The organism is Limnothrix sp. FACHB-1083, from assembly GCF_014696485.1.
Classification (GTDB): domain Bacteria; phylum Cyanobacteriota; class Cyanobacteriia; order CACIAM-69d; family CACIAM-69d; genus CACIAM-69d.
Genome location: NZ_JACJQD010000001.1, coordinates 466,384 through 488,932, shown reverse-complemented (window position 1 = coordinate 488,932; position 22,549 = coordinate 466,384). Strand labels below are relative to the sequence as shown.

The 22,549-nt window shown below is 56.8% G+C and carries 16 protein-coding genes; 10 read left to right on the top strand and 6 right to left on the bottom strand.

Annotated elements, in window-relative coordinates:
• Window positions 1-149 precede the first annotated feature (149 nt).
• Window positions 150-908, top strand: a complete 759-nt coding sequence (locus tag H6F46_RS01850) for a Uma2 family endonuclease (RefSeq protein WP_190355910.1) — start codon at window positions 150-152, stop codon at window positions 906-908.
• Window positions 909-1,264: 356 nt separating this feature from the next.
• On the opposite strand, the gene H6F46_RS01845 is transcribed toward H6F46_RS01850, so the two are convergent.
• The 5 genes from H6F46_RS01845 to H6F46_RS01825 all read right to left on the bottom strand — a co-directional run bounded on the left by H6F46_RS01845 (window position 1,265) and on the right by H6F46_RS01825 (window position 6,666).
• The gene (locus tag H6F46_RS01845; protein ID WP_190355909.1) at window positions 1,265-1,603 is read right to left on the bottom strand and encodes a XisI protein; all 339 of its coding nucleotides are present in this window, start codon (window positions 1,601-1,603) and stop codon (window positions 1,265-1,267) included.
• A gap of 161 nt (window positions 1,604-1,764) precedes the next feature.
• Window positions 1,765-3,822 carry a tetratricopeptide repeat protein gene (locus H6F46_RS01840; protein ID WP_190355908.1) on the bottom strand — a complete coding sequence of 686 codons (2,058 nt, stop codon included), beginning with the start codon at window positions 3,820-3,822 and terminating at the stop codon, window positions 1,765-1,767.
• Window positions 3,819-4,277, bottom strand: a complete 459-nt coding sequence (locus H6F46_RS01835) for a DUF29 domain-containing protein (protein ID WP_190355907.1) — start codon at window positions 4,275-4,277, stop codon at window positions 3,819-3,821. Before H6F46_RS01835 ends, H6F46_RS01840 begins: the two co-directional genes overlap by 4 nt.
• Before the next feature lie 19 nt (window positions 4,278-4,296).
• Entirely contained in the window at window positions 4,297-4,692 is a 396-nt protein-coding gene (locus H6F46_RS01830) for a hypothetical protein (RefSeq protein WP_190355906.1), read from the bottom strand.
• Between the two features lie 147 nt (window positions 4,693-4,839).
• A complete protein-coding gene (locus H6F46_RS01825; protein WP_099534778.1) occupies window positions 4,840-6,666 on the bottom strand; it encodes an ABC transporter ATP-binding protein in 1,827 nt (608 codons plus the stop codon).
• A 678-nt stretch (window positions 6,667-7,344) separates the two neighbouring features.
• Between H6F46_RS01825 and H6F46_RS01820 the strand changes: the two genes are divergently transcribed.
• From H6F46_RS01820 to H6F46_RS01810, 3 genes are all read left to right on the top strand, one after another.
• Window positions 7,345-8,958: an iron uptake porin gene (locus H6F46_RS01820; protein ID WP_190355905.1), complete on the top strand. Its 1,614-nt coding sequence runs from the start codon at window positions 7,345-7,347 to the stop codon at window positions 8,956-8,958.
• 213 nt (window positions 8,959-9,171) lie between these two features.
• Window positions 9,172-10,800 (top strand): iron uptake porin, encoded by a 1,629-nt coding sequence (locus H6F46_RS01815; protein ID WP_190355904.1) that lies wholly within the window; start codon window positions 9,172-9,174, stop codon window positions 10,798-10,800.
• A 168-nt stretch (window positions 10,801-10,968) separates the two neighbouring features.
• Entirely contained in the window at window positions 10,969-12,597 is a 1,629-nt protein-coding gene (locus tag H6F46_RS01810) for an iron uptake porin (protein ID WP_190355903.1), read from the top strand.
• A gap of 43 nt (window positions 12,598-12,640) precedes the next feature.
• On the opposite strand, the gene H6F46_RS01805 is transcribed toward H6F46_RS01810, so the two are convergent.
• The gene (locus H6F46_RS01805; protein ID WP_158234521.1) at window positions 12,641-12,787 is read right to left on the bottom strand and encodes a hypothetical protein; all 147 of its coding nucleotides are present in this window, start codon (window positions 12,785-12,787) and stop codon (window positions 12,641-12,643) included.
• A gap of 187 nt (window positions 12,788-12,974) precedes the next feature.
• On the opposite strand from H6F46_RS01805, the gene H6F46_RS01800 reads away from it, so the two are divergent.
• From H6F46_RS01800 to H6F46_RS01775, 6 genes are all read left to right on the top strand, one after another.
• Window positions 12,975-14,531: a ferredoxin--nitrite reductase gene (locus H6F46_RS01800; RefSeq protein WP_190355902.1), complete on the top strand. Its 1,557-nt coding sequence runs from the start codon at window positions 12,975-12,977 to the stop codon at window positions 14,529-14,531.
• 84 nt (window positions 14,532-14,615) lie between these two features.
• Window positions 14,616-15,956 (top strand): CmpA/NrtA family ABC transporter substrate-binding protein, encoded by a 1,341-nt coding sequence (locus H6F46_RS01795; protein WP_190355901.1) that lies wholly within the window; start codon window positions 14,616-14,618, stop codon window positions 15,954-15,956.
• Window positions 15,957-16,304: 348 nt separating this feature from the next.
• Window positions 16,305-17,144, top strand: a complete 840-nt coding sequence (gene ntrB / locus H6F46_RS01790; RefSeq protein WP_099534783.1) for a nitrate ABC transporter permease — start codon at window positions 16,305-16,307, stop codon at window positions 17,142-17,144.
• Window positions 17,145-17,198: 54 nt separating this feature from the next.
• Window positions 17,199-19,214 (top strand): nitrate ABC transporter ATP-binding protein, encoded by a 2,016-nt coding sequence (locus tag H6F46_RS01785; protein WP_190355900.1) that lies wholly within the window; start codon window positions 17,199-17,201, stop codon window positions 19,212-19,214.
• A gap of 84 nt (window positions 19,215-19,298) precedes the next feature.
• Window positions 19,299-20,141 carry an ABC transporter ATP-binding protein gene (locus tag H6F46_RS01780; RefSeq protein ID WP_099534785.1) on the top strand — a complete coding sequence of 281 codons (843 nt, stop codon included), beginning with the start codon at window positions 19,299-19,301 and terminating at the stop codon, window positions 20,139-20,141.
• A 234-nt stretch (window positions 20,142-20,375) separates the two neighbouring features.
• Window positions 20,376-22,514: a molybdopterin oxidoreductase family protein gene (locus tag H6F46_RS01775; protein WP_190355899.1), complete on the top strand. Its 2,139-nt coding sequence runs from the start codon at window positions 20,376-20,378 to the stop codon at window positions 22,512-22,514.
• Window positions 22,515-22,549: the final 35 nt, after the last annotated feature.

Sequence of the window (22,549 nt, the reverse complement as noted above, 5' to 3'; positions counted from 1 at the left end):
GGCGGGGCAAGGGTGGGGAATTTTTTCACCGAACTGGATCAATCGCTCAGGCTGAATGGCGGCGGACTCGGAGAACCAATCCTGTCTGATCCTGGCCGAACGGAGAGATTGCTAAAATCCAAGCAGTCGATCGCCCCCACTTGCCCGCCATGGTTGCCATCCGGCCCAACCGCTCCACAACAATTGCTAGGACTGCCGCTGGGGCTGCTGCATCTGATCAGCCTCAGTCATTGGCCGCCACACCGGCATCCGAACTGGTTGAAGGGGGCGATGTGATTGCCGAAGACTCACCCGATGACTGGCAAAAGGCAGATTGGGAGATATATCAGCAAGCGATCGCCCAAGCCAGTGAGAAAACAAAAGGTTATTATCACGACGGAATGATGAGGCTCGAAATGTCTCCCGTCGGAAACCCCCACTCCCGTGACCATTTCATTATCATTGCGGCCCTTGGCCTGTACGCGGCTTTGCGGAATTTGCCAATCGATGGCCACGACAACTGCACCTATCGGAAAGCTGGGCTACGGGAAGCTCAACCGGATCTATCGGTTTATGTGGGCGATCGGGTGGGATCGCTGGACTGGGAAACCAAGATTGTGGACTTGGATCAGTTGCCGCCACCGGACTTGGCGATCGAAATTTCTGATAGCACCTTGCCCGATGACTGTGGGCGCAAACGCTTGCTCTATGAAGATTTGGGCGTGCGGGAATATTGGGTGGTGAATGTGGCGGAGGCGCTGATCCTCGGGTTTGAAATTATTGAGCGCGGCAGTCGGCGGATCCAAGAATCGATCGTGTTGCCGGGCCTGAGTTTGGACATTCTTGAAGAAGCTCTGCGGCGATCGCGCGAGGCCGACCACGGCCAGGTCAGCGCTTGGTTACTTCAGCAATGGCAGGCTGAAGGGTAGTTTCCAGCGAAGGAGCGGCCGACACGGAAGGGTGCAGAAAGTTGCAGCCAATGGCCGCTGTACGTCCTCTACTAGGGGCGATCTCTTGAACTGAATTGGTTTGCGGAGATCTCGCATATCAGAGGGCGCATGGCGATGTGGCCCCACAAGAATCGATTTTCCCGCATGGGTAGGGGTGTACCGCTGTAAGCCCTCCGCTAGGATTGATCGCTGGAACCGAATTGGTTTGCGGAGATCTCGCGTATCGGAGGGCGCATGGCGATGCGCCCCTACGGGTTGGGTGGGGTGGTGAGTTGTTGCAGGAGGGATTGGGTGAGGGGGTGGTCGGAGAGTTCGGCGGTGCGATGTTGCTTGCTTCATGCCACCGCGAATTCGGAGAGGGGGCGCTCTTCGGGGGCAAGGAAACCAAGGACGATATCGGTGTTGGGAATGCCAGCTCGCATCAGGTCGGTGGCAATGCCGTCGGTGGTTTCGTCGGTTTCGATCCAGATTTTGCCGTTTTTGAGGCGAGCAAAAATCATGGTTTTTTCGATGCGTTTGCGGTTTTTCCAACCGATGTATAGCCACAGGCAGTAGCCCCGATCGCGATCGATAATCAGGCAGTTTTCATCAGTGTCGCTGGCGGCTCGGTTTGCCCAGTCGTGGTAGTCCTGTACGGTGGCTTCGAGAATGTTTAGGTACGCTGAGGTGTCCATAAAACGATCTCTGGGGTGTCTGGATTTATGGGGGCGATCGGGCGGGCGGCGGCGAGGTCGGGTAGGGGCGTACCGCTGTACGCCCTCCAACCGGGTTGATCGTTTGAACCGAATTGGTTTGCGGAGATCTCGCGTATCGGAGGGCGCATGGCGATGCGCCCCTACGGATTGGGTGGGGTGGTGAGTTGTTGCAGGAGGGATTGGGTGAGGGGGTGGTTGGAGAGGTCGGCGGCGCGATCGGCTTCGATGACGGTTTGCACGAAGATGCGGAAATTTTCCTGAACGGTTTGGGTTTTGGGATGGTCTTGACCAAGTTTTTCTAGAAAAATTTCCAAGCAACGCCGGAAGAAAGGTTCTGCTTCGGCGTAGCGCTCCTGAGAATAGTAGAGGCTTGCCAAGTTGTTGAGGCTGGTGGCTGTCAGGGGATGATCAGCTCCCAGCACTTGCTCCCAGATTTTCAGCGATCGCTGGTAGAGGGGGGCTGCTGCCTCGTACCGTCCCTGGGACAAGTAGAGGTGTGCCAAGTTGTTGAAGCTGGAGGCGGTGTCGGGATGGTCGACTCCCAGCACTCGCTCACAGATTGCCAGTGATCGCTGATAGAGGGGTTCCGCTGTCTTGTACTGGCCCTGGGATCGATAGAGTGCTGCCAAGTTGTTGAGGTTACGGGCGGTGTCGGGATGGTCGGCTCCCAGCACTCGCTCACAGATTGCCAGCGATCGCTGATAGAGAGGGGCCGCGGCCTCATACCGTTCCTGGGATTCGTAGAGGTATGCCAAGTTGTTGAGGCTGGCGGCGGTGTGGGGATGGTCGGCTCCCAGCACTTGCTCGCAGATTGCCAGAGATCGCATGGCCCAAGTCTCTGCCAAGCCAAATAGCCCTTGGGCATAGTAGAAAAAGAACAAATCACTGTTTAACCGAGCTAGTGGGCGGGCTAACTCAGCGCGGTCAGTCCACTCGGCAACGGCGCGGGCATGGGGAATGACGTTCTCTAGGGCCTGCACTTGGTCAATCGTCATCGTCTGGCTGATTGACTTCGTTGCCTTCAGCAATTCCTCAACCACTGCTGTTTTGAGAACAAGCGCATCGGGTTGATCAGTGGATTTGTGGGCGAAAAACTCCCGAATCAGCGGATGCAGTCCATATTGCCCATTGCCCAGCCGCTCCAACAAACTCAGCCGCACCAATTCCGCCCGCGCTGCCTCCAACTCTTCCTCATCGTCATTGGGCAAACAGCCCTGCACCCAAGCCCACAGCACCGGAGCCGCCCCAAAACAGCCCAACAACACCGCTAGCCGTTGCGCTTCCTGGCTCAGGGCTTGCCAACTCAACTCAAAGGCCGCCGCCACTCCCCGTTCGGCCGTCGTGGTGGCCGGCACTTGGGTCAGCGCCTTGGCCGCCAACCGTTTCTGCTCCAACCGCTGCTGCATTTTGGCCAACGACAACTCTGGATCAGCCGCCAAATAACTGCCCACCAATTCCAATCCCAAGGGCAAATAGCCTAGCCACTCGCACAGTTTCTCCGCCGTCGCCTGTTCCGCCGCGATCCGACTTGCCCCGGCTAAGTTGCTCAACAACGTCAAAGCCGCCGCCGGTTCCAGCACCCCCAAATCCAGGCGCGATCGTTGATCTAGCCACCGCTCCCGACTGGTGAACAGCACCCGAAACCGATCGCCCACCACCGGAAACCCCTTCACCTGGGCCGCAAAATCCGTCACATCATCCAAAATCAACAACACCCGACCCGGCGGATCCTCAGCGGTTTTGGGCCAATGGGCTTGGCAAAAGGCCGCCTGCTTTTCTGGCCTGTCCAACTGTGTAAAGTCCACCTGGGCAAACCAACGAGCCTGAGCAAAGGCCACCAACTCCCCACAGGCCGCCGCCGCCCGCAGCCACACCACCCCGCCGGGATAGTCGCCCAGATGCTCCCGCGCATATTGCAAGGCCAGCTCGCTCTTGCCCACACCGCCCAGACCGCTCACCCCCGCGATCGCCACTTGGGTTTGGGTCTGCAACAACCCATGCAGCCGCGCCAACTCCGCATCCCGCCCCACAAAGCGATCGCGCGGCAAACCGTAAACCTTCAAATTATTGGGCGGCCCGTCGATCGTCGGCTCCAATGGTGGCAACGACAGGTTGAACGTATTGCCAGAAATTACGTTCTGGCCGCCCTCAACATTGATGCCGTATCGATTCACAGATGGGGGTGATGGTTCACTCATGGGGCATCGGTGGGGGAGTTCAGGTCGATCGCCTGGTCGATCGCCGTTTGCCAGTCAAAGGGCGCAACTTCGGGAATGTCGCGATCGGCCAGGCCCGTTTCTTCGAGGGCCATCAACCGGCCGCGATCGTACCCATCCGCAAACACCTCCGTCAGCTTGGCTCGCAAACTGGGGTTATCGCGCAAAATCGCCGCAATTTCCTGGCGGGCGCTGCGAATGCTCAACACCCACGATCGACTGCGCTTGGCCGGTTGATAGCGCCACTTCAGCAGATGGGCACAGAGCCGCGCCACTTGGCTAATCAACGCCCGCTTTTCTGATCGCCCCAAGCTTTCTAACTCCTCCAATAAGTTGTGCGCGTCCAGCTCGCTCCATTGGCCCTGGCGAATCAGCGCCGTTTGTTGCTGCACCCAACCATAGAAGTCGCTGTCGTAGGTAATGGCTCGATCGCCCATCTCCATCGCCCTCACCGATTCAAAAGTTCAAGGTGTTGCCCGAGATCGTATTCTGACCGCCTTTGACGTTGATGCCTTTCCAGTTTTCGATCGTGATCGCGGGCATGATCGGAGCCACCTGATTCACCAGGTCTTGCACCGCCGGATCGGCCGTTTCTTCTACCACGATCGCCTCCAACAACGTCAGATCCTCAAACGGATTTTCCAGATTAGCCGCCGGGAGCCGCGCCGCCACCCGATCGCCCAGGGCCGCCACCCGATCGCGCACCGGAGCTGCCAAAGCACCCACCGCCGTGCGGATTTGGGGCAAGATCGGCTCTAGAACTTCCTTGGTTAACAGTTCGCTGGTGGTTTCTGCCGATTTTTTCAACATCAACACCCCGATCGCCGCTGCGCCCATTGCCAACGGTTCCATCACTTAAACTCCCGTGGGATTGGTCTAATCTGTCTCTGTTTTACAACGTCGATTAGCTCGGTGGCAGGGATTACGCAGGGGTTGTTGGGGGTTTGGGGCCGGGCGATCGCACAAAATCACCGATCGCCCAGCAAAATCAAGCCATTGCTAAACATCTGCCCCCAGCATTTGCAATCGATAAAGGCTGGCATAAAGACCATCCAAAGCCATCAATTGATCGTGGGTTCCAGATTCCGCCAAACGACCCCGTTTGAGAGCAAAGATGCGATCGACATTGCGAATGGTCGAGAGCCGGTGGGCAATAATAATCGCCGTGCGATCGCGCATCATTCGATCGACCGCTGCTTGAATAACCGCTTCCGTTGCCACATCCAAACTGGACGTAGCTTCATCCAAAATCAGTACTTTGGGTTCTCGAATGGCCACCCGCGCAAAGGCCAAAAGCTGCTTTTGACCGCCCGATAAATTGGTGCCGCGCTCACGCAATTCCGAATCATATCCTTGGGGTAATTGCCGGATAAATTCATCAATGCTGACTCGTTCGGCGGCGGCTTGCACCTCGGTCAGGCTGTAATTTTCCCCGAGGGTAATGTTGCTTTTTACATCGCCGGAAAAGAGAAATCCATCTTGCAAAATAATTCCTAATTCTCGACGCAAATCAGCCTGGGCCATGTCGCGAATGTCCACGCCATCCAGCAAAATTCGCCCTTCGGTGACTTCATACAAACGGCTGAGTAGCCGGATGATTGAAGATTTGCCCGCGCCCGTGGGCCCCACGAAGGCCACTTTTTCGCCGGGATGGATGGTGAAGTCTAGGTCGTGGAGCACAATTTCATCGGATTTGTAGCCAAAGGAAACATGCTCAAAGCGAATTTCACCACGGGTTTTCAGGCTGGCAAATTGGGCGCGATCAACCTTGGGCGGGTCTTGGATTTCGATCGGCTCCGAGAAGATTCCGTTAATTCGTTCAATGGCGGTGAATCCCGCTTGAATGGCGGTGAATTTTTCGGCAAATTCTCGCAAGGGATCAAACATCCGTTGGGCAAAGAGAATGAAAGCCGCCAAGGTTCCAAACTCGATCGTTTTGCCTGCCACCAATGCGCCGCCATACCAAAGCACCCCGGCGATCGCGACCAGGGAAATCCACTCCAAGGTGGCTGAAACGGCCGAGTCAAAAAAGATGGTGCGATCGACTTCGTGAATATAGTCTTGGTTGGTTTTCCGAAACTGTTTGGCGTTGTAGCGTTCTCGACGGAACAATTGCACCACATTCACGCCCACCAGATTCTCTTGCAGCATCGAATTCAAATCCGATAACCGCTCGCGGGCTCGATAGTTGGCTTTCCGAAATTCCCCTTGAAAATAAACAATGGCCCCCGCGATCGGGATCAACATCAGCAACAGCAATAAGGCCAATTGCCATTGCAGGGTCAACATGGTGGCTACCAACACCACGATCGACAACAGATCGCTCACAATCCCGATCGCGCCCGTGGAAAAAACCTCACCTAAGGCATCCACATCGCTGGTTAGGCGGGTAATCAACCGACCCACTGGCGTGCGATCGAAAAAGCGCATGGCCAGCGCGGTCACATGATCGAATAAATCATTGCGAATATCCGCCGTGATCCGTTGGCCCACTTCCTGCACCAAGTAGCCCTGAAGCCCTTGGAGCGCCAGCCGCACCGCCACCGTCACCAACACCAACAGCCCCACGGTGTTCAGACCCGATCGCAGGGGCATCGCTTCCAGAAAATCCCAAGCGCTGGCCTCGCCCCGAATCAGCGAGATGGCTTGACCCACCAAAATTGGCTGCAACGCATTGCCCAAGGACAAGGGCAGCAACAAAATCAGCGACACAATCAGCAGCTTGCCGCTGCGACGGGCGTAGGGCACCAGTCGCAAAAAAAGCCGCCAGTCAGTTTCAGAGCGGCGATCGGACGGGGTTTGCGCAGCAGCAAGATTCGCAGTCATAGCCAACCGGTAGAGACACAAATCAAGCCGCCCTGACGGATTGGCGGCCGGGCCTGTTTGCAAAGGCGGGCAGACAATCGATCGGGGTGGCTTGACGGCAATTTCAGTACAGAGTCTCCCCCATTATCTCGCATTAACACCCGACTCCGCAGTCACCTGATCTCGCTGCCTTGGAAATCAGTCTGAGCCGACTCAAGCGCCCGCAACTCATTTGCTTTGAAGATTTGCTTTGCAGATTTGCCTTCACAACCTTGATGCAGTGCGGTCTTGGTTTGCCCCCTGTTTGATTGCCTCGTATTTTTGCTTGACTGTCCCTTGCTTTATTGATATCAAAAAAGGCTTATTGACAATTTATACAAAAACCTGTAAGTTCTCTTTTAATGCAATTAATTTGCAACTGTGGTCATGATCGCCATTCCGCTAAGCTGAGCTTCCGCTGTTTCAAACTTTGTTAGTCGTGCTTCTGGCATGGCTGCTACGCACGAAAAGCCAAGACTTTGTTGAATCAATTCTCAATAAAATTGAGATTGATTCTGAATTGTGGTTTCTATTAGTAATTCCGATGGGCAGCCACTCGAGCCTTTGGCAAACCACCGCCCTAGAGTCCACTGCTTGGGCGGCCGGCCTGAGCTTGATTGCCCAAGTGCAAGTGTGTGAGGAGTTTTGAGGAGTTTCGTGATGAGTAATTTTTTCCGCCCCCTGTTGGTCAGTTCTGGCCTGTTGTCGGCTCTGGCTTTGAGTTTGGTGATGCCCCACCGGGCGATCGCTTCGGAAGATCCCCTCGCCACCCTGAGCGAGCAACCTAGCTTGGCCACCCAGGCCGAGTTGCTGGGGGGTGATGATATGGCCCAGGTCACCTCCGTTTCACAACTCTCGGACGTGCAGCCCACCGATTGGGCGTTTCAGGCGCTGCAATCCTTGGTGGAGCGCTATGGCTGCATTGCCGGTTATCCCGATGGCACGTTCAAGGGCAACCGGCCCCTCAGTCGCTATGAGTTCGCAGCGGGGTTGAATGCCTGCCTTGATCGCATCAATGACTTGATTAAAGCGGCCACCGATCCGCTCGCGACCAAGGAAGACCTGCGGAAATTGCAAAAACTGCAAGAGGAATTTGCAGCGGAGTTGGCAGCCCTGCGCGGTCGGGTTGATTCATTGGAAGCCCGCGCTTCGGAACTGGAAGCCAACCAGTTTTCGACCACTACCAAGCTGCGAGGCGAAGTGATTTTTGCCTTGGCCGATGTGTTTGGGGATGAAAAGGCCGGCGACGGTGACTTAGATTACAACACGACGTTTTCTTACCGAGCACGGCTGAACTTCAACGCCAGCTTTACCGGTAAAGACGAGCTGCGGGTGCGGTTGCAAAGCAACAATCTGATCCCGATTGATGGGGCCGTGACGGGAACCAGCATGACCCGCTTGGCTTTTGATGGCAACAGCAGCAATCAGTTTCGGTTGGACGATATGTACTATCGCTTCCCACTGAGCAACAATACCCGCATGTGGCTGATTGCCAACGGCCAAGGAACTGACGGCATTGCCGATCCGTTGAATGCGTTCCTGCGCAGTGACAGCTCCGGTTCCCTGTCGCGGTTTGGTCGCTTTAGTTCGATCTACCGCAGTGTGCGCGGCCCCGGGGTTGCGATCGAGCATAAGTTCAGTGACCAATGGTCGGCGGATCTGGCCTACCGTGCGCCCCAGGGCAGCAACCCGGATGATGAAGCGGGCCTGTTCAACGGCAGCTACGGCATTTTGGGCCAAATCATGTATCAGCCCAGCAAAAACGCTGGCATTGGCTTCACCTTTGCCCATACCTACTTTGACGAAGCCGACGTGAATATCACGGACGGTGTGGGCAGTGCCTTTGCCCAACGGCCCTTTAATCGGGTTGATACGTTGGCTAACTCCTATGGGTTGATCGGTTCGGTGCAGTTTAGTCCGCGTTTCAACCTGTCCGGCTGGGTGGGCTACACCGATGCCAAAGCCAAATCGGGCAACGATCGGGGAGCCAATGCCGACATTTGGAATTGGGCCGTCACGATGGCTTTTCCGGATCTGTTCAAGGAAGGCAACCTGGGCGGGATTATTTTCGGGATGCCGCCGAAGACCACCCAAAACGATGTGGACAGCCGCGAGGATCGCGATACCTCGTTCCACGTGGAGGCGCTCTATCGTCACCAACTCACGGACAACATTGCCATTACGCCCGGTGTGATTGCGATTTTTAACCCGGAGCATGACAACGATAACGATACCCAGGTGGTGGGCGTGGTGCGCACGACATTCTCCTTCTAGGGCGATCGGGCAGTTGACCCCAGCTCAATTCCAGAGCAGTTGATTTGCGTTTTTGGGGCGATCGCCCCACCGATTATTTCTCACACCAAATACCAAACCTCTGATCCCCAGCGTCAAGTTGGGGATTTTTTTGTAGGTCAAAGCCTACGGTTTTTCCTAAAAGACCGGCCTATGATGCTCCTGCCAGCTTGGGAATTATTTAAGGACTGACCCATGACCCATCGTTGTCTGCCACTACTCTCTAGCTCCGTTCTTTTGCCTTTTTTAGCCCTGATTTTGGGAATACCCACGGGGGCGATCGCCTCGGAAATTCCCCTGCTGACCTTGGACGATCTCCCGACGGTGGCCACCGAAGCCGACCTGCTGGGCACGGATCCCTTAGGCACGGATGACCTGGCCCAAGTCACCGCCGTTTCGCAACTCTCGGATGTGCAACCCACCGATTGGGCATTTCAGGCCCTGCAATCCTTGGTGGAGCGCTATGGCTGCATTGCTGGTTATCCCGATGGCACGTTCAAGGGCAACCGGCCCCTCAGTCGCTATGAATTTGCTGCCGGGTTGAATGCCTGCCTCGATCGGATCAATGAGCTAATCAAGTCCGCCACCGATCCGCTTGCGACCAAGGAGGATCTGCGGAAATTGCAAAAACTGCAAGAGGAATTTGCAGCGGAACTGGCAGCCCTGCGCGGTCGGGTGGATTCATTGGAAGCCCGCGCTTCGGAACTGGAAACGAACCAGTTTTCGACCACCACCAAGCTGAAAGGCGAAGTGATTTTTGCCTTGGATGACGTATTTGGCAATGGGCGGGCCGGCGACGGTGACTTGGATTACAACACGACGTTTTCTTACCGGGCGCGGCTGAACTTCAACACCAGCTTTACCGGTAAAGACGAGTTGCGGGTGCGGCTACAAAGCAACAACATCATCCCGATCGATGGGGCCGTGACGGGAACCAGCATGACCCGCCTGTCTTTTGATGGCAACAGCAACAATCGGTTTCGATTGGACGATTTGCACTATCGCTTCCCGATCGGGCACAAAACCCACATGTGGCTGATTGCCAGCGGTCAGGGAACTGACGGCATTGCCGATCCGTTGAATTCGTTTCTGCGCAGTGACAGTGCCGGTTCCCTATCGCGGTTTGGTCGCTTTAGTTCGATCTACCGCAGTGTGCGCGGCCCCGGGGTTGCGATCGAACATGACTTTAGCGATCGGTGGTCGGTGGATCTGGCCTACCGTGCGCCCCAGGGCAGCAACCCGGATGATGAAGCGGGCCTGTTCAACGGCAGCTACGGCATTTTGGGCCAAATCCTATATCAGCCCAGCAAAAGCGCTGGCATTGGGTTCACCTTCGCCCACACCTACTTTGACGAAGCCGACGTGAACATCACGGACGGCGTGGGCAGTGCCTTTGCCCAACGGCCCTTTAATCGGGTTGATACGTTGGCCAACTCCTATGGGTTGATCGGCTCGGTGCAATTTAGTCCGCGTTTCAACCTGTCCGGCTGGGTGGGCTACACCGATGCCAAAGCCAAATCGGGCAACGATCGGGGAGCCAATGCCGACATTTGGAATTGGGCCGTCACGATGGCTTTTCCGGATCTGTTTAAGGAAGGCAACCTGGGCGGGATTATTTTCGGGATGCCGCCGAAGGCCACCCAAAACGATGTGGACAGCCGCGAGGATCGCGATACCTCGTTCCATGTGGAGGCGCTCTATTACCACCAGCTCACGGACAACATTGCCATTACGCCCGGTGTGATTGCGATTTTTAACCCGGAGCACAACAACGATAACGAGACCCAAGTGGTGGGTGTGGTGCGCACCGTGTTCTCTTTCTAACTAAATCCGGTTTGGCCATTCAGCGTAAATACCTGATCCGGTTTTTTGAAAGTAGCAGAGGTGAATCATTGGCGGGGAGCCAGCTTTTTCTGGGCAACAGCTCACTGCGGCTCACTGCGGCTCAGTCAATCTCCCCGCAACCGCTTGGCAATTATTGAGGACTAACCCATGACCCATCGTTTTCTGCCACTACTCTCTAGCTCCGCTCTGTTGCCTCTTTTGACCTTGATTTTGGGAATACCCACGGGGGCGATCGCCTCGGAAATTCCCCTGCTGACCTTGGACGATCACCCCACGGTGGCCACTGAAGCCGACCTGCTGGGCACGGATTCCTTAGGCACGGATGACCTGGCCCAGGTCACCGCCGTTTCGCAACTCTCGGATGTGCAGCCCACCGATTGGGCATTTCAGGCGCTGCAATCCTTAGTGGAGCGCTATGGCTGCATTGCTGGTTATCCCGATGGCACATTTAAGGGCAACCGGCCCCTCAGTCGCTATGAGTTCGCCGCCGGGTTGAATGCCTGCCTCGATCGGGTTAATGAGCTAATCAAGTCCGCCACCGATCCGCTCGCTGCCAAGGAAGACCTGCGGAAATTGCAAAAACTGCAAGAGGAATTCGCGGCGGAGTTGGCCGGTCTGCGGGGGCGGGTGGATGCCCTGGAAGCCCGCACGGCAGAACTGGAAGCCAATCGCTTTTCGCCGGCCACCAAGCTCCAGTCGGAGGCGATGTTTGCCCTGGCCGATGTGTGGGGCGACGAAAAAGCGGGCGGCGGCGATTTGGACTACAACGCCACCTTTGCCTATTGGGTACGGCTGAATTTCAACACCAGCTTCACGGGTAAGGACGAGTTGCGGGTGCGGCTGCAAAGCAACAACATCATCCCGATCGACGGCGATTTGACGGGAACCAGCATGACCCGCCTGGGGTTTGACGGCAACAGCGGCGGCCAGCTCCGGTTGGGGGATTTGTACTACCGCTTTCCCTTGGGCGATCAAACGCGGGCCTGGTTAATTGCCAATGGCCACGGCACGGATGGGATCACGGATCCCCTGAACGTATACCTGCGGAGTGACAGTTCCGGGGCCCTGTCCCGATTTGGGCGCTATAGCTCGATCTATCGCGGGTTGCGCGGCCCCGGTGTGGGAATTCAGCATCGTTTTAATCAACATTGGTCGGCCGATGTGGCCTACCGTGCGCCTCGGGCCAGCAGCCCGGATGATGAGGCGGGGCTGTTCAATGGCAGCTATGGCATTTTGGGGCAATTGCTCTATCAACCCACCCCCAGCACCAGCATTGGCTTCACCTTCACCCACACCTACTTCGATGAAGCGGATGTGAACATTACGGACAACATCGGCAGCGCCTTTGCCCAACGGCCGTTCGATCGGGTGGATACTGCGGCCAATTCCTACGGGTTGATCGGTGCGGTGCAGTTCAGTCCCCGTTTCACCCTGTCCGGTTGGGTAGCTTATACGGATGCCGAGGCCAAATCAGGGGGCGATCGGGGGGCCAATGCGGATATCTGGACTTGGGCTGTCACGATGGCTTTCCCGGACTTGTTCAAGGAGGGCAATGTGGGCGGGATTATCTTCGGGATGCCGCCGAAGGCCACCCAAAACGACTTGGCCAGCCGCGAGGATCGGGACACGTCGTTGCATGTGGAAGCCATTTACCGCCACCGGTTGACGGATAACATCGCTATCACGCCGGGCGTGATCGTGATTGTGAACCCGGAACATGATGAGGACAACGGTATGCAGGTGGTGGGCGTGGTGCGCACTACCTTTGCGTTCTAAGTTCTAAGCTCTGCGTTCTAAGCTCTGCGTTCTGAGGTTTTTTCTAAGGGTTTTGCCGGTGTTGGGAGCCGATCGCCTGGTTCAGTTTTGGGCCGAGGCGATCGGCTGTTTTTGGGGTGGCTGACTGGGCGATCGGGGCGATCGGGGCGGAATCGAGCGGCTCACGGGTGCTTAAATGCAGAAATTGCATGAAATTCATGCTTAAAACGGATTCTGTAAAGTTTTTTGTAACTTGGATTACAAAAGCCCTGAGGCGCGATCGCTAGCATTTGCCCATTCTCAGCTCTAGCAACTACAACTTCTGACCGAATACTCCCTGGCCTCGGCCAGCGGTCAGAAGTTTTTACCCACCGGCATTGACCCCCTCGCTGGTAACTATGGCTCAAGCGATCGCCCCGGCAAGTTCCAAACTCACCAAGTTTGAGAAATTCAAAGCCGAAAAAGACGGACTGCAAGTTAAACACGAACTCGCCACCTTTGCCCGCTTGGGCTGGGAAAACCTCCCCGAAGACGACTTGAATCACCGTTTGAAGTGGCTAGGGGTGTTCTTTCGCCCGGTCACTCCCGGAAAGTTCATGTTGCGGATGCGGTTGCCCCACGGCATTTGCACCAGTGGCCAACTGCGCGTCCTTGCCAGCATCGTTGAGCGCTACGGCGACGATGGCAGCGCCGACATCACCACTCGCCAAAACCTGCAACTACGCGGGATTCGGTTGGATGACATTCCTGAAATTTTCCAGCAGCTCGATCGCGCCGGCCTCACCAGCATCCAATCGGGCATGGACAACGTGCGCAACATCACCGGTTCCCCCGTGGCCGGCATTGATGCCGACGAGTTGATCGATACCCGGGGGCTGGTGCGCAAAGTGCAGGACATGATCACCAACAACGGTGATGGCAACCCCAGCTTCACCAACCTGCCCCGCAAATTCAACATTGCGATCGACGGCAGCCGCGACAACTCGGTTCACGCCGAAATTAACGACATCGCCTTCATCCCCGCCTACAAAGACGACAAACTCGGGTTCAACGTTGTGGTGGGCGGGTTCTTTTCCGCCAGCCGCGTGGCCCCCGCCATTCCCCTCAATGCCTGGGTGGATCCGCGCGATGTGGTGTCCCTCTGTGAAGCAATCCTGGTGGTCTATCGGGATCACGGCCCCCGCGCCAACCGCCAAAAATCTCGGTTGATGTGGCTGATTGACGAGTGGGGAATTGAAAAATTCCGCGCCGCCGTGGAAAAGCAACTGGGATTTCCCTTGATTGCTGCCGCCGAGCAGGATGAGTATTGCTGGGACAAACGCGACCACATCGGCATCCACGCCCAAAAGCAAGTTGGCCTCAACTACGCCGGGTTACACATTCCTGTGGGCCGGCTGAATGCGCGCCAAATGTTTGATCTGGCGCGGTTGGCGGATATCTACGGCAGCGGCGAACTGCGCTTCACCGTTGAGCAAAACGTGATCATTCCCAACATTCCCGATTCCCGGTTAGCGGTTTTTACCCAAGAGCCGCTTTTGAAAACCTTCTCGATCGCCCCGGCCCCCCTCGTGCGGGAACTGGTCTCCTGCACGGGGTCGCAGTTTTGCAACTTTGCGCTGATTGAAACCAAACAGCGTGCCCTGGCCGTGGCCCAAGCCGTCACCGATCGGGTCAAGCTGCCTCGGCCAGTGCGAATTCACTGGACCGGCTGCCCCAACTCCTGTGGCCAGCCCCAAGTGGCTGACATCGGCTTGATGGGCAGCAAGGCCCGCAAGGACGGCAAAACCGTTGAGGCCGTGGACATTTTCCTCGGCGGCAAGGTGGGCAAGGAGGCCCACTTGGGCGATCGGGTCATGAAAGGCATTCCCTGCGAAGACCTGAACGATGTGCTGGTGGACTTGCTGGTGGAGCATTTCCAAGCCGAGCGCAAATCTCCCGCCCTGGCCGAGGCGTAACCCAACCCGGCCCTTAGCTCCCAACACACCACTCGATCCTTCCCGATCGTTGACTCCCCTTCTTTACCTTCAAACTCAGCAACCATGAGCAGCTTTTCTCGCCGCAAGTTTTTGTTCACCGCCGCCACTGCTGCCGGAGCCACCGTTGCGATCCATGGTTGTGCTGCCGGAGGTGGCAACCAGGCCGCCAGCAGCCCGGCCGGTGGCGACTCCGCCGGGGGCAGCCCTTCGCCGGCCGCCTCGATCGCCCCGCCGGAAGTAACCAAAGCCAAGCTCGGTTTCATTGCCCTCACCGACGCGGCCCCATTGATCATCGCCAAGGAAAAGGGCCTCTTCGCCAAATACGGAATGCCCGATGTGGAAGTGGTCAAGCAAGCCTCTTGGGCCGCCACTCGCGACAACCTGGAATTGGGATCAGCCGGGAACGGGATTGATGGTGCGCATATTCTTTCCCCAATTCCTTACCTGATGACCACCGGCAAGGTCACGAAAAAACCCGTGCCGATGAACATCTTGGCCCGTTTAAATACCAACGGTCAGGCTATTTCCCTCAGCAAAGACTATCTTGGTCAAAAAATCGGTCTTGACAACCAACCTTTCAAAGCAGCTCTGGCTAAAGCAAAGTCCGGTGGCAAAGATGTGAAAGTGGCCGTCACCTTCCCCGGAGGAACACACGATTTATGGATGCGCTACTGGTTGGCAGCCGGTGGCATTGATCCCAACAAGGATGTGTCGGTGATTGTGGTTCCGCCGCCGCAAATGGTGGCCAACATCAAGACCGGAACCATGGAAGCCTTCTGCGTGGGTGAGCCTTGGAATGCCCAAACGGTATCCCAAAAGCTGGGTTTCTCGGCCTTAGTGACCGGTGAACTGTGGAAAGATCACCCGGAAAAGGCCTTTGCGATGCGTGCCGATTGGGTGGAAAAGAACCCGAACGCCGCCAAAGCCCTGACCATGGCAGTGCTGGAAGCACAAATGTGGTGCGACAAGCCCGAAAACATTGCCGAAATGTGCGACATCATCAGCAAGCGCGAGTGGCTGAAGATCAAGGCGGAAGATATCTTGGGTCGCTCCCAAGGCACGATCGACTTTGGTGATGGGCGTAAGGAAGAAAAATTCCCGCTGGCCATGAAGTTCTGGGCAGACTTCGCCTCCTATCCCTTCAAGAGCCATGATCTGTGGTTTGTCACGGAAGACATTCGCTGGGGTTACTTGCCGGAAAACACCGACACGAAAGCTTTGGTGGATCAGGTCAACCGGGAAGACATTTGGCGCGAGGCAGCTAAGGCGCTGGGTGTGCCCGAGGCGGAAATTCCCAAGGATACGTCGCGCGGGGTGGAAACCTTCTTTGATGGGGTGAAGTTTGATCCGGAAAATCCCAAGGCCTATCTCGATGGTCTGAAGATCAAGGCCCTGAAAGCCTAGGGCTGGGTTCTGAATCGAATGTTGTCAGGCAATCAAAACCTTTCATTCAGGAATGATTGCCATATTGAAGGGAGGGCTGAAGCCACCAGCAACGGTTTCTCTCGATCGAGATTAGACTGCGACTGCCCGATCGAGATTGCCCGATCAAAATTCCTGGGTCAGTCGCCTGAATCAAATCATTTGATCAGGCTTGATAATCTCATCGAGAATGAGCCGTTGTTGGAGGGTTTCAGCCATCTGTGAGCAAGCGCAACGATCGACTCAGGCTGACAACTTGAATGCCCATCGAATGCCCATCGAATGCTCAACGATCGATTGAGGATTTCATCACACTCAGGTTTGACCACCATGGCTGCAAGTAGTTCTAGTTCGCTCGTTGATTCGATTATTCGCTTTGTGCCGTTATCTAAGAAAAATGCCCGCAAAGTGATTGCGGCCATTGTGGGAACGCTCATTTGCTTGGTGGCTTGGCAGGCAATTTGCTCAATTCCCGGAGCACCTTTGCCGGGGCCCCTGGAAGTGTTTGGCGACACCCAGGAATTGATTGTGGGTGCGTTCGATCGCACGGATCCCAACAGCACCGACGTGGGCATTTTTTGGCATTTAATGGCCAGCTTGCAGCGGGTGGCGATCGGCTTTTCAGCGGCGGCAATTATTGGGGTTTTAGTGGGCATTGTGATCGGCAGTAACCCGCTGATCTATGACGCACTGGATCCGGTCTTTCAACTACTACGAACCATCCCGCCATTGGCTTGGCTGCCCATTTCCTTGGAAGCCTTGAAAAACAACCAATCGGCGGCGCTGTTTGTAATTTTCATTACAGCAGTTTGGCCGGTTTTGCTGAACACGGTAACCGGTGTGCAGCAAGTGCCCCAAGACTACAAAAACGTAGCCCGGGTGCTGCGTTTGGGGCGAGTGGAATATTTCCTGAACGTGCTGTTTCCGGCCACGGTTCCCTATGTTTTCACGGGTCTGCGGATTGGCGTTGGGCTGTCCTGGTTGGCCATTGTGGCGGCGGAAATGCTGGTGGGCGGTGTTGGCATTGGGTTCTTCATCTGGGATGCCTATAACAGTTCCCTGACCAGTGAAATTATCCTGGCGTTGATTTTTGTGGGCTTGGTGGGGCTGTTGCTCGATCGATTCGTGGCTTTTTTGGGCAGCATTGCCGTGCCGCCGGAACGCCGCTAACGGGCGAAGTTTGGGCATAGCTTTGGATAACTCACTCCTCGATCGCACAACACCATGACTCCTTTTCTGGAAATCGATCACGTTGACAAAATCTTTCCGCTGCCGGGGGGCGATCGCTACATTGCGCTCCAAAACATCAACTTTGAGATCAAGCAAGGGGAATTTATTTCCCTGATTGGTCACTCTGGCTGCGGCAAGTCCACCCTGCTGAACATCATTGCGGGCCTCGATCGGCCCACCAGTGGCGGGGCCATCTTGAACGGTCGCCAAATCGAAGCCCCGGGGCCCGATCGGATGGTGGTGTTCCAAAACTACTCCCTGTTGCCCTGGAAAACCGTCCGCGACAACATCGCCCTGGCCGTCAACACGGTGCTCAAGAACCTGCCCAAGGAAGAGCGGCGGGCGATCGTGGAAGAAAACATTCAGCTCGTGGGGTTGGCCCACGCGGCCGATAAGCTTCCCGGCGAACTGTCCGGCGGCATGAAACAGCGGGTGGCGATCGCCCGGGCCCTGGCCACCCGTCCCCAAGTGTTGTTGCTCGATGAACCCTTCGGGGCCTTGGATGCCCTGACCCGAGGCGGCCTCCAAGAGCAACTGATGCGGATTTGCGAAGAGAGCCATGTCACCTGTGTGATGGTGACCCACGATGTGGACGAGGCCTTGCTCCTGAGCGATCGGGTGGTGATGCTAACCACTGGCCCCGCCGCCCATGTGGGGCAAATTCTGGAGGTGGATATTCCCCGTCCCCGCAGCCGCATGGACGTGGTGAACCATCCCAGCTACTACAGCCTGCGCAACGAAATCGTTTACTTCCTCAATCAACAAAAACGTTCCAAGAAACGGAAAGTTGCGGCCCCTGCGGTGGCGGCCGGCAATGGCCTGGAAAAGGTCAATTTGGAGCTGGGTTTCATTCCCCTCACCGACTGTGCGCCCCTGGCGATCGCCCGGGAAAAGGGATTCTTTGCCAAGCACGGCCTAGAGCAGGTCACCCTTCAGCGCAAACCCAATTGGAAATCAATCGCCCATGGGGTCGCCAGCGGCCAGCTCGACGCGGCCCAAATGGTGACCGGAATGCCCTTGGCCATGACCCTGGGCAGCAGCGAAAGCGAACCCGTGCCGATCCAAGCCTCCATGGTGCTGTCCCGCAACGGCAACGCCATCACCTGGGGCAAACGCCTGATCGAACAGGGTGTGAATGACCTGACCACCTTCAAGAGTCTGATTGAACGGGATCCGGACAAGGTTCACACCTTTGCCATGGTGCATCCGGCTTCCATGCACAACCTGTTGCTGCGGCATTGGTTCGCCTCCGGCGGCATTGACCCCGATTGGGATATCAGCTTGGCCACCGTGCCGCCGCCGCAGATGGTCTCGAACCTGAAGGCGGGCAACATTGATGGCTATTGCGTTGGAGAGCCTTGGAACTCCCGAGCCGTGCAAGAGGGCATTGGTCAAATCATGGCCACGGATCTTGACCTGTTCCCGGGTCATGTGGAAAAAGTGCTGGGGGTGCGGGAAGATTGGGCCCAGGCCTATCCCAATACCCATGCGGCCCTGCTGACGGCCCTGCTGGAGGCCTGTGAATATTGCGATGATCATCGCAACCGGGCTGAGGTGTTGGAAATTTTGGCCCGCCCCGACTATGTGGGGCTGCCGGTGGAGATGATTTCGCCCGGGTTCCTGTCGCCGCTCGATCGGGGTGATGGCTCTGAGGCCCAAGCGCTTTACACCTTCCATCAGTTCTTTGTGAGCCGATCGGCCTGTCCTGACGCGGTACAGTCCCTTTGGACCCTGGCCCAGATGGCCCGTTGGGAAATTACGCCCTTCCCCCGCAATTGGGTGGAGGTGATGGAACGGGTGAACCCGACGGCCACCTATCTGACTGCGGCTCGCAATTTGGGACTGCCGGAGGTGGAATTAGACCGCAAGCCGATCGTCCTGTTTGACGGCCAAACCTTTGACCCCGATCGCCCGATCGACTACCTCGACAACCTGGCGATTAAACGCAATATCCGTGTGGCCGAAATTCGGGTCGATGAAATCTTTAGCTGCTCCGTTTCCCCTAGTTAAGGGGCCCGCCTGTGGCCCGATGCCGATCGCCCCAACTCTTCATCCTCTGACTCGATCGACCCCTTCCTCAGCCCTGGCAATCCTATGCAAACCCTCTCTTCTCAAACCGTCCCGCCCATGGTTGTCGCAGCGGAACCCGATTTTTTGGTGATTGACCAAGTTTCCAAGGTCTATCAAACGCCCAAGGGGCCATACCCCGTGCTGGATGGGGTCAACTTGCGGGTAGCCGAAGGTGAATTTGTTTCGGTGATTGGTCACTCGGGTTGCGGCAAGTCCACCCTGTTGAACATGGTTTCGGGCTTTGCGGAACCGACGGCCGGTGAAGTGCGCCTAGAGCAGCAGCGAATCACTCGGCCCGGCCCCGATCGGATGGTGGTGTTCCAAAACTATGCCCTGCTGCCCTGGAAAACCGTTTTGGAAAATGTGTTGTTGGCGGTGAAAGCCGTTTACACCACCCAACCCAAGGAAGCACAGCGGCAATTGGCCCTGAAATATTTGGAGATGGTGGGGTTGACTGAGGCGATTCACAAGCGGCCGGCGGAAATTTCCGGGGGGATGAAACAGCGGGTGTCGATCGCCCGGGCCCTGGCCATTTGCCCCAAGGTGTTGATTTTGGATGAACCCTTTGGGGCGTTGGATCCCATCACCCGTGAAGAGTTGCAAGACGAGTTGCTGCAAATTTGGCGGGAAAATCAGGTCACGGTGTTGATGATCACCCACGACATTGATGAGGCGCTCTACCTGTCCGATCGATTGGTGATGATGACCAACGGCCCCGCCGCCAAGATTGGGGAGGTGATGGATATTCCGTTCCCCCGACCGCGCGATCGGGCCCGACTTTTGGAAGATCCCAAATACTACGAGCTGCGCAACTATGCACTCGACTTCCTCTATAACCGCTATGCCCACGATGACGCGGCGGAATAGGGCTGAGGGTTGGCCCCTGATCGGTTCTTACGCGATCGGCTCCTACGCGATCGGCGCTTAATTGGCCTTATGGGCCTCTCTCCTCAGCTCAATGCTCAGTTCAACATTCAGTTCAACGCCCCGCTAGGGGCATTTTTTTGACTCATGGCCCGCTGGGATCGTTGCCTAGCTGCGGCTTGACTTATTTTCACAACGTAAACGTATTCGCAACTTAGAGGTTGTTTTAATTAATCCATGGAATCTGTCAGAACCGTTTGTCCCTACTGCGGCGTGGGGTGTGGTTTGGAAGTGGTGCAAGGGCCGGCGGGGCTGAAGGTGCGGGGCGATCGGGCCCATCCTTCCAGCCAAGGCATGGTTTGCGTAAAAGGGGCAACGATTTTGGAGTCGATCGACCGCGATCGGCTGCTGTATCCCATGTGGCGATCCGCTTTGGATCAGGACTTTCAGCGGATTAGTTGGGACGAGGCCTTTGAGGCGATCGTGCATCGCATCCAAACCGTTTTGGCCAACCAAGGGCCCGACGGCCTTTGTATGTATGGCTCCGGGCAGTTTGTCACGGAGGATTACTACACGGCCCAAAAACTGATCAAGGGTTGCCTGGGAACCAACAATTTTGATGCCAATTCGCGGCTTTGCATGTCTTCGGCCGTCTCGGGCTACTTACGCAGTTTCGGGGCCGATGGGCCCCCCTGTAGCTATGACGATTTGGAGCTGACGGATTGCCTGTTCGCGATCGGGACTAACACGGCCGAATGTCACCCGATCGTCTTTAACCGGTTCCGCAAACACCACAAGGCCAACCCCGATCGGGTGCGATTGGTGGTGGTGGATCCCCGCTGCACCGAAACGGGCCAGGTGGCCGATCTCCATTTGCCCATTCGCCCCGGCACTGACATCGACTTACTGAACGGCATGGCCCACCTGCTGCTGAAGTGGGATCAGATCGATCGCGCCTATATCGAAGCCCACACGGGCGGCTTCGCAGCCTACGAAGATTTGCTGCAACATTACCCGCCCGATCGCGTGGCCGAGCAATGCGGCATTTCGGTGGAGTCGATCGAGGCGGCGGCGCGAATTTGGGCCCAGAGCGATCGGGTCTTGTCCCTTTGGTCCATGGGCATTAACCAATCCTCCGAAGGCACAGCTAAAGTCCGCAGCATCATTAACCTGCACCTGCTGACGGGGCAAATGGGCAAACCGGGCGCGGGGCCCTTTTCCCTGACCGGCCAGCCCAACGCCATGGGCGGCCGCGAGGCCGGCGGTTTGTCGCGGTTGCTGCCGGGCTATCGCTCCGTGACCAATCCCCAGCACCGGGCCGAAGTAGAGGCTTTTTGGAACCTGCCCCCGGGTCGCATTTCCCCAACACCGGGCCGGGCCGCCTGGGAAATTGTGGAAGGGCTGGAGGCGGGAGCGGTGGGCCTATTGTGGATTGCGGCCACCAATCCCGCCGTTAGTTTTCCCGACCTGAACCGCACCAAAGCCGCCCTGAGTCGATCGCCCTTCACGATCTATCAAGAAGCCTATTACCCCACGGAAACCAGTGCCTTTGCTCATTTGCTGCTGCCCGCCACCCAATGGAGCGAAAAAACCGGCACGATGACCAATTCTGAGCGGATGGTGACCCTTTCTCAGGCGTTTCAGCCCCCTCCGGGAGAAGCCAAGGAAGATTGGGCCATCTTTGCGGAGGTGGGCCGGCGGCTCGGCTTCCGGGAGCAGTTTTGGTTCCAATCCTCAGCGGAGGTCTATGGCGAATTTGTGCAATTGACCCGAGGCCGCCCTTGCGACATGACCGGTTTGAGTCATGATCGGCTCAGAACCGCTGGCCCCCAACAATGGCCTTTTCCGGCGGATGGGGCGATCGACCCTTTGCAGCCAGCCCCCACCAAGCGGTTGTATACCGATGGACAATTCCATACTCCCGATCGGCGGGCTCAATTTCTGGCGGTTCACTCGCGCGGGCTGGCGGAACCACCCGATGCGGCCTATCCCCTCGTGTTGACCGTAGGCCGGCTCTATGGCCATTGGCACACCCAAACCCGCACCGGTCGGATTGAAAAAATCAAAAAGCTGCACCCGAATCCCTTCATCGAAATTCACCCCAAGGATGCGGAACCCCTGGGCATCCAGGAGGGCGACTGGGTGGCGGTGAAGTCGCGCCGGGGCGATGGGCGGTTTCCGGCCAAGGTGACCCGGGCGATCGCGCCGGGAACCGTGTTTGTGCCCATGCATTGGGGATCCCTGTGGGGTGACGGGGCCGAAGCCAACGCCCTCACCCACCCGGAAGCTTGTCCCGACTCCTTTGAACCGGAACTGAAGGCATGTGCTGTTCAGTTGCAAAAGCTGGCCTCACCGCCCAGCAATCTGGATAATTAAGTCTGCAAGTGATCCAACTCAACCGCAGGTGCTGA

What these genes read in the sequence shown, in the direction of transcription:
- H6F46_RS01840 (WP_190355908.1), bottom strand. Translation starts at nt 3,822, where the DNA reads ATGAGTGAACCATCACCCCCATCTGTGAATCGATACGGCATCAATGTT.
- H6F46_RS01825 (WP_099534778.1), bottom strand. Translation starts at nt 6,666, where the DNA reads ATGACTGCGAATCTTGCTGCTGCGCAAACCCCGTCCGATCGCCGCTCT.
- H6F46_RS01830 (WP_190355906.1), bottom strand. Translation starts at nt 4,692, where the DNA reads ATGGAACCGTTGGCAATGGGCGCAGCGGCGATCGGGGTGTTGATGTTG.
- H6F46_RS01820 (WP_190355905.1), top strand. Translation starts at nt 7,345, where the DNA reads ATGAGTAATTTTTTCCGCCCCCTGTTGGTCAGTTCTGGCCTGTTGTCG.
- H6F46_RS01800 (WP_190355902.1), top strand. Translation starts at nt 12,975, where the DNA reads ATGGCTCAAGCGATCGCCCCGGCAAGTTCCAAACTCACCAAGTTTGAG.
- H6F46_RS01785 (WP_190355900.1), top strand. Translation starts at nt 17,199, where the DNA reads ATGACTCCTTTTCTGGAAATCGATCACGTTGACAAAATCTTTCCGCTG.
- H6F46_RS01815 (WP_190355904.1), top strand. Translation starts at nt 9,172, where the DNA reads ATGACCCATCGTTGTCTGCCACTACTCTCTAGCTCCGTTCTTTTGCCT.
- H6F46_RS01835 (WP_190355907.1), bottom strand. Translation starts at nt 4,277, where the DNA reads ATGGGCGATCGAGCCATTACCTACGACAGCGACTTCTATGGTTGGGTG.
- H6F46_RS01805 (WP_158234521.1), bottom strand. Translation starts at nt 12,787, where the DNA reads ATGCAATTTCTGCATTTAAGCACCCGTGAGCCGCTCGATTCCGCCCCG.
- H6F46_RS01775 (WP_190355899.1), top strand. Translation starts at nt 20,376, where the DNA reads ATGGAATCTGTCAGAACCGTTTGTCCCTACTGCGGCGTGGGGTGTGGT.
- H6F46_RS01795 (WP_190355901.1), top strand. Translation starts at nt 14,616, where the DNA reads ATGAGCAGCTTTTCTCGCCGCAAGTTTTTGTTCACCGCCGCCACTGCT.
- ntrB (WP_099534783.1), top strand. Translation starts at nt 16,305, where the DNA reads ATGGCTGCAAGTAGTTCTAGTTCGCTCGTTGATTCGATTATTCGCTTT.
- H6F46_RS01850 (WP_190355910.1), top strand. Translation starts at nt 150, where the DNA reads ATGGTTGCCATCCGGCCCAACCGCTCCACAACAATTGCTAGGACTGCC.
- H6F46_RS01845 (WP_190355909.1), bottom strand. Translation starts at nt 1,603, where the DNA reads ATGGACACCTCAGCGTACCTAAACATTCTCGAAGCCACCGTACAGGAC.
- H6F46_RS01810 (WP_190355903.1), top strand. Translation starts at nt 10,969, where the DNA reads ATGACCCATCGTTTTCTGCCACTACTCTCTAGCTCCGCTCTGTTGCCT.
- H6F46_RS01780 (WP_099534785.1), top strand. Translation starts at nt 19,299, where the DNA reads ATGCAAACCCTCTCTTCTCAAACCGTCCCGCCCATGGTTGTCGCAGCG.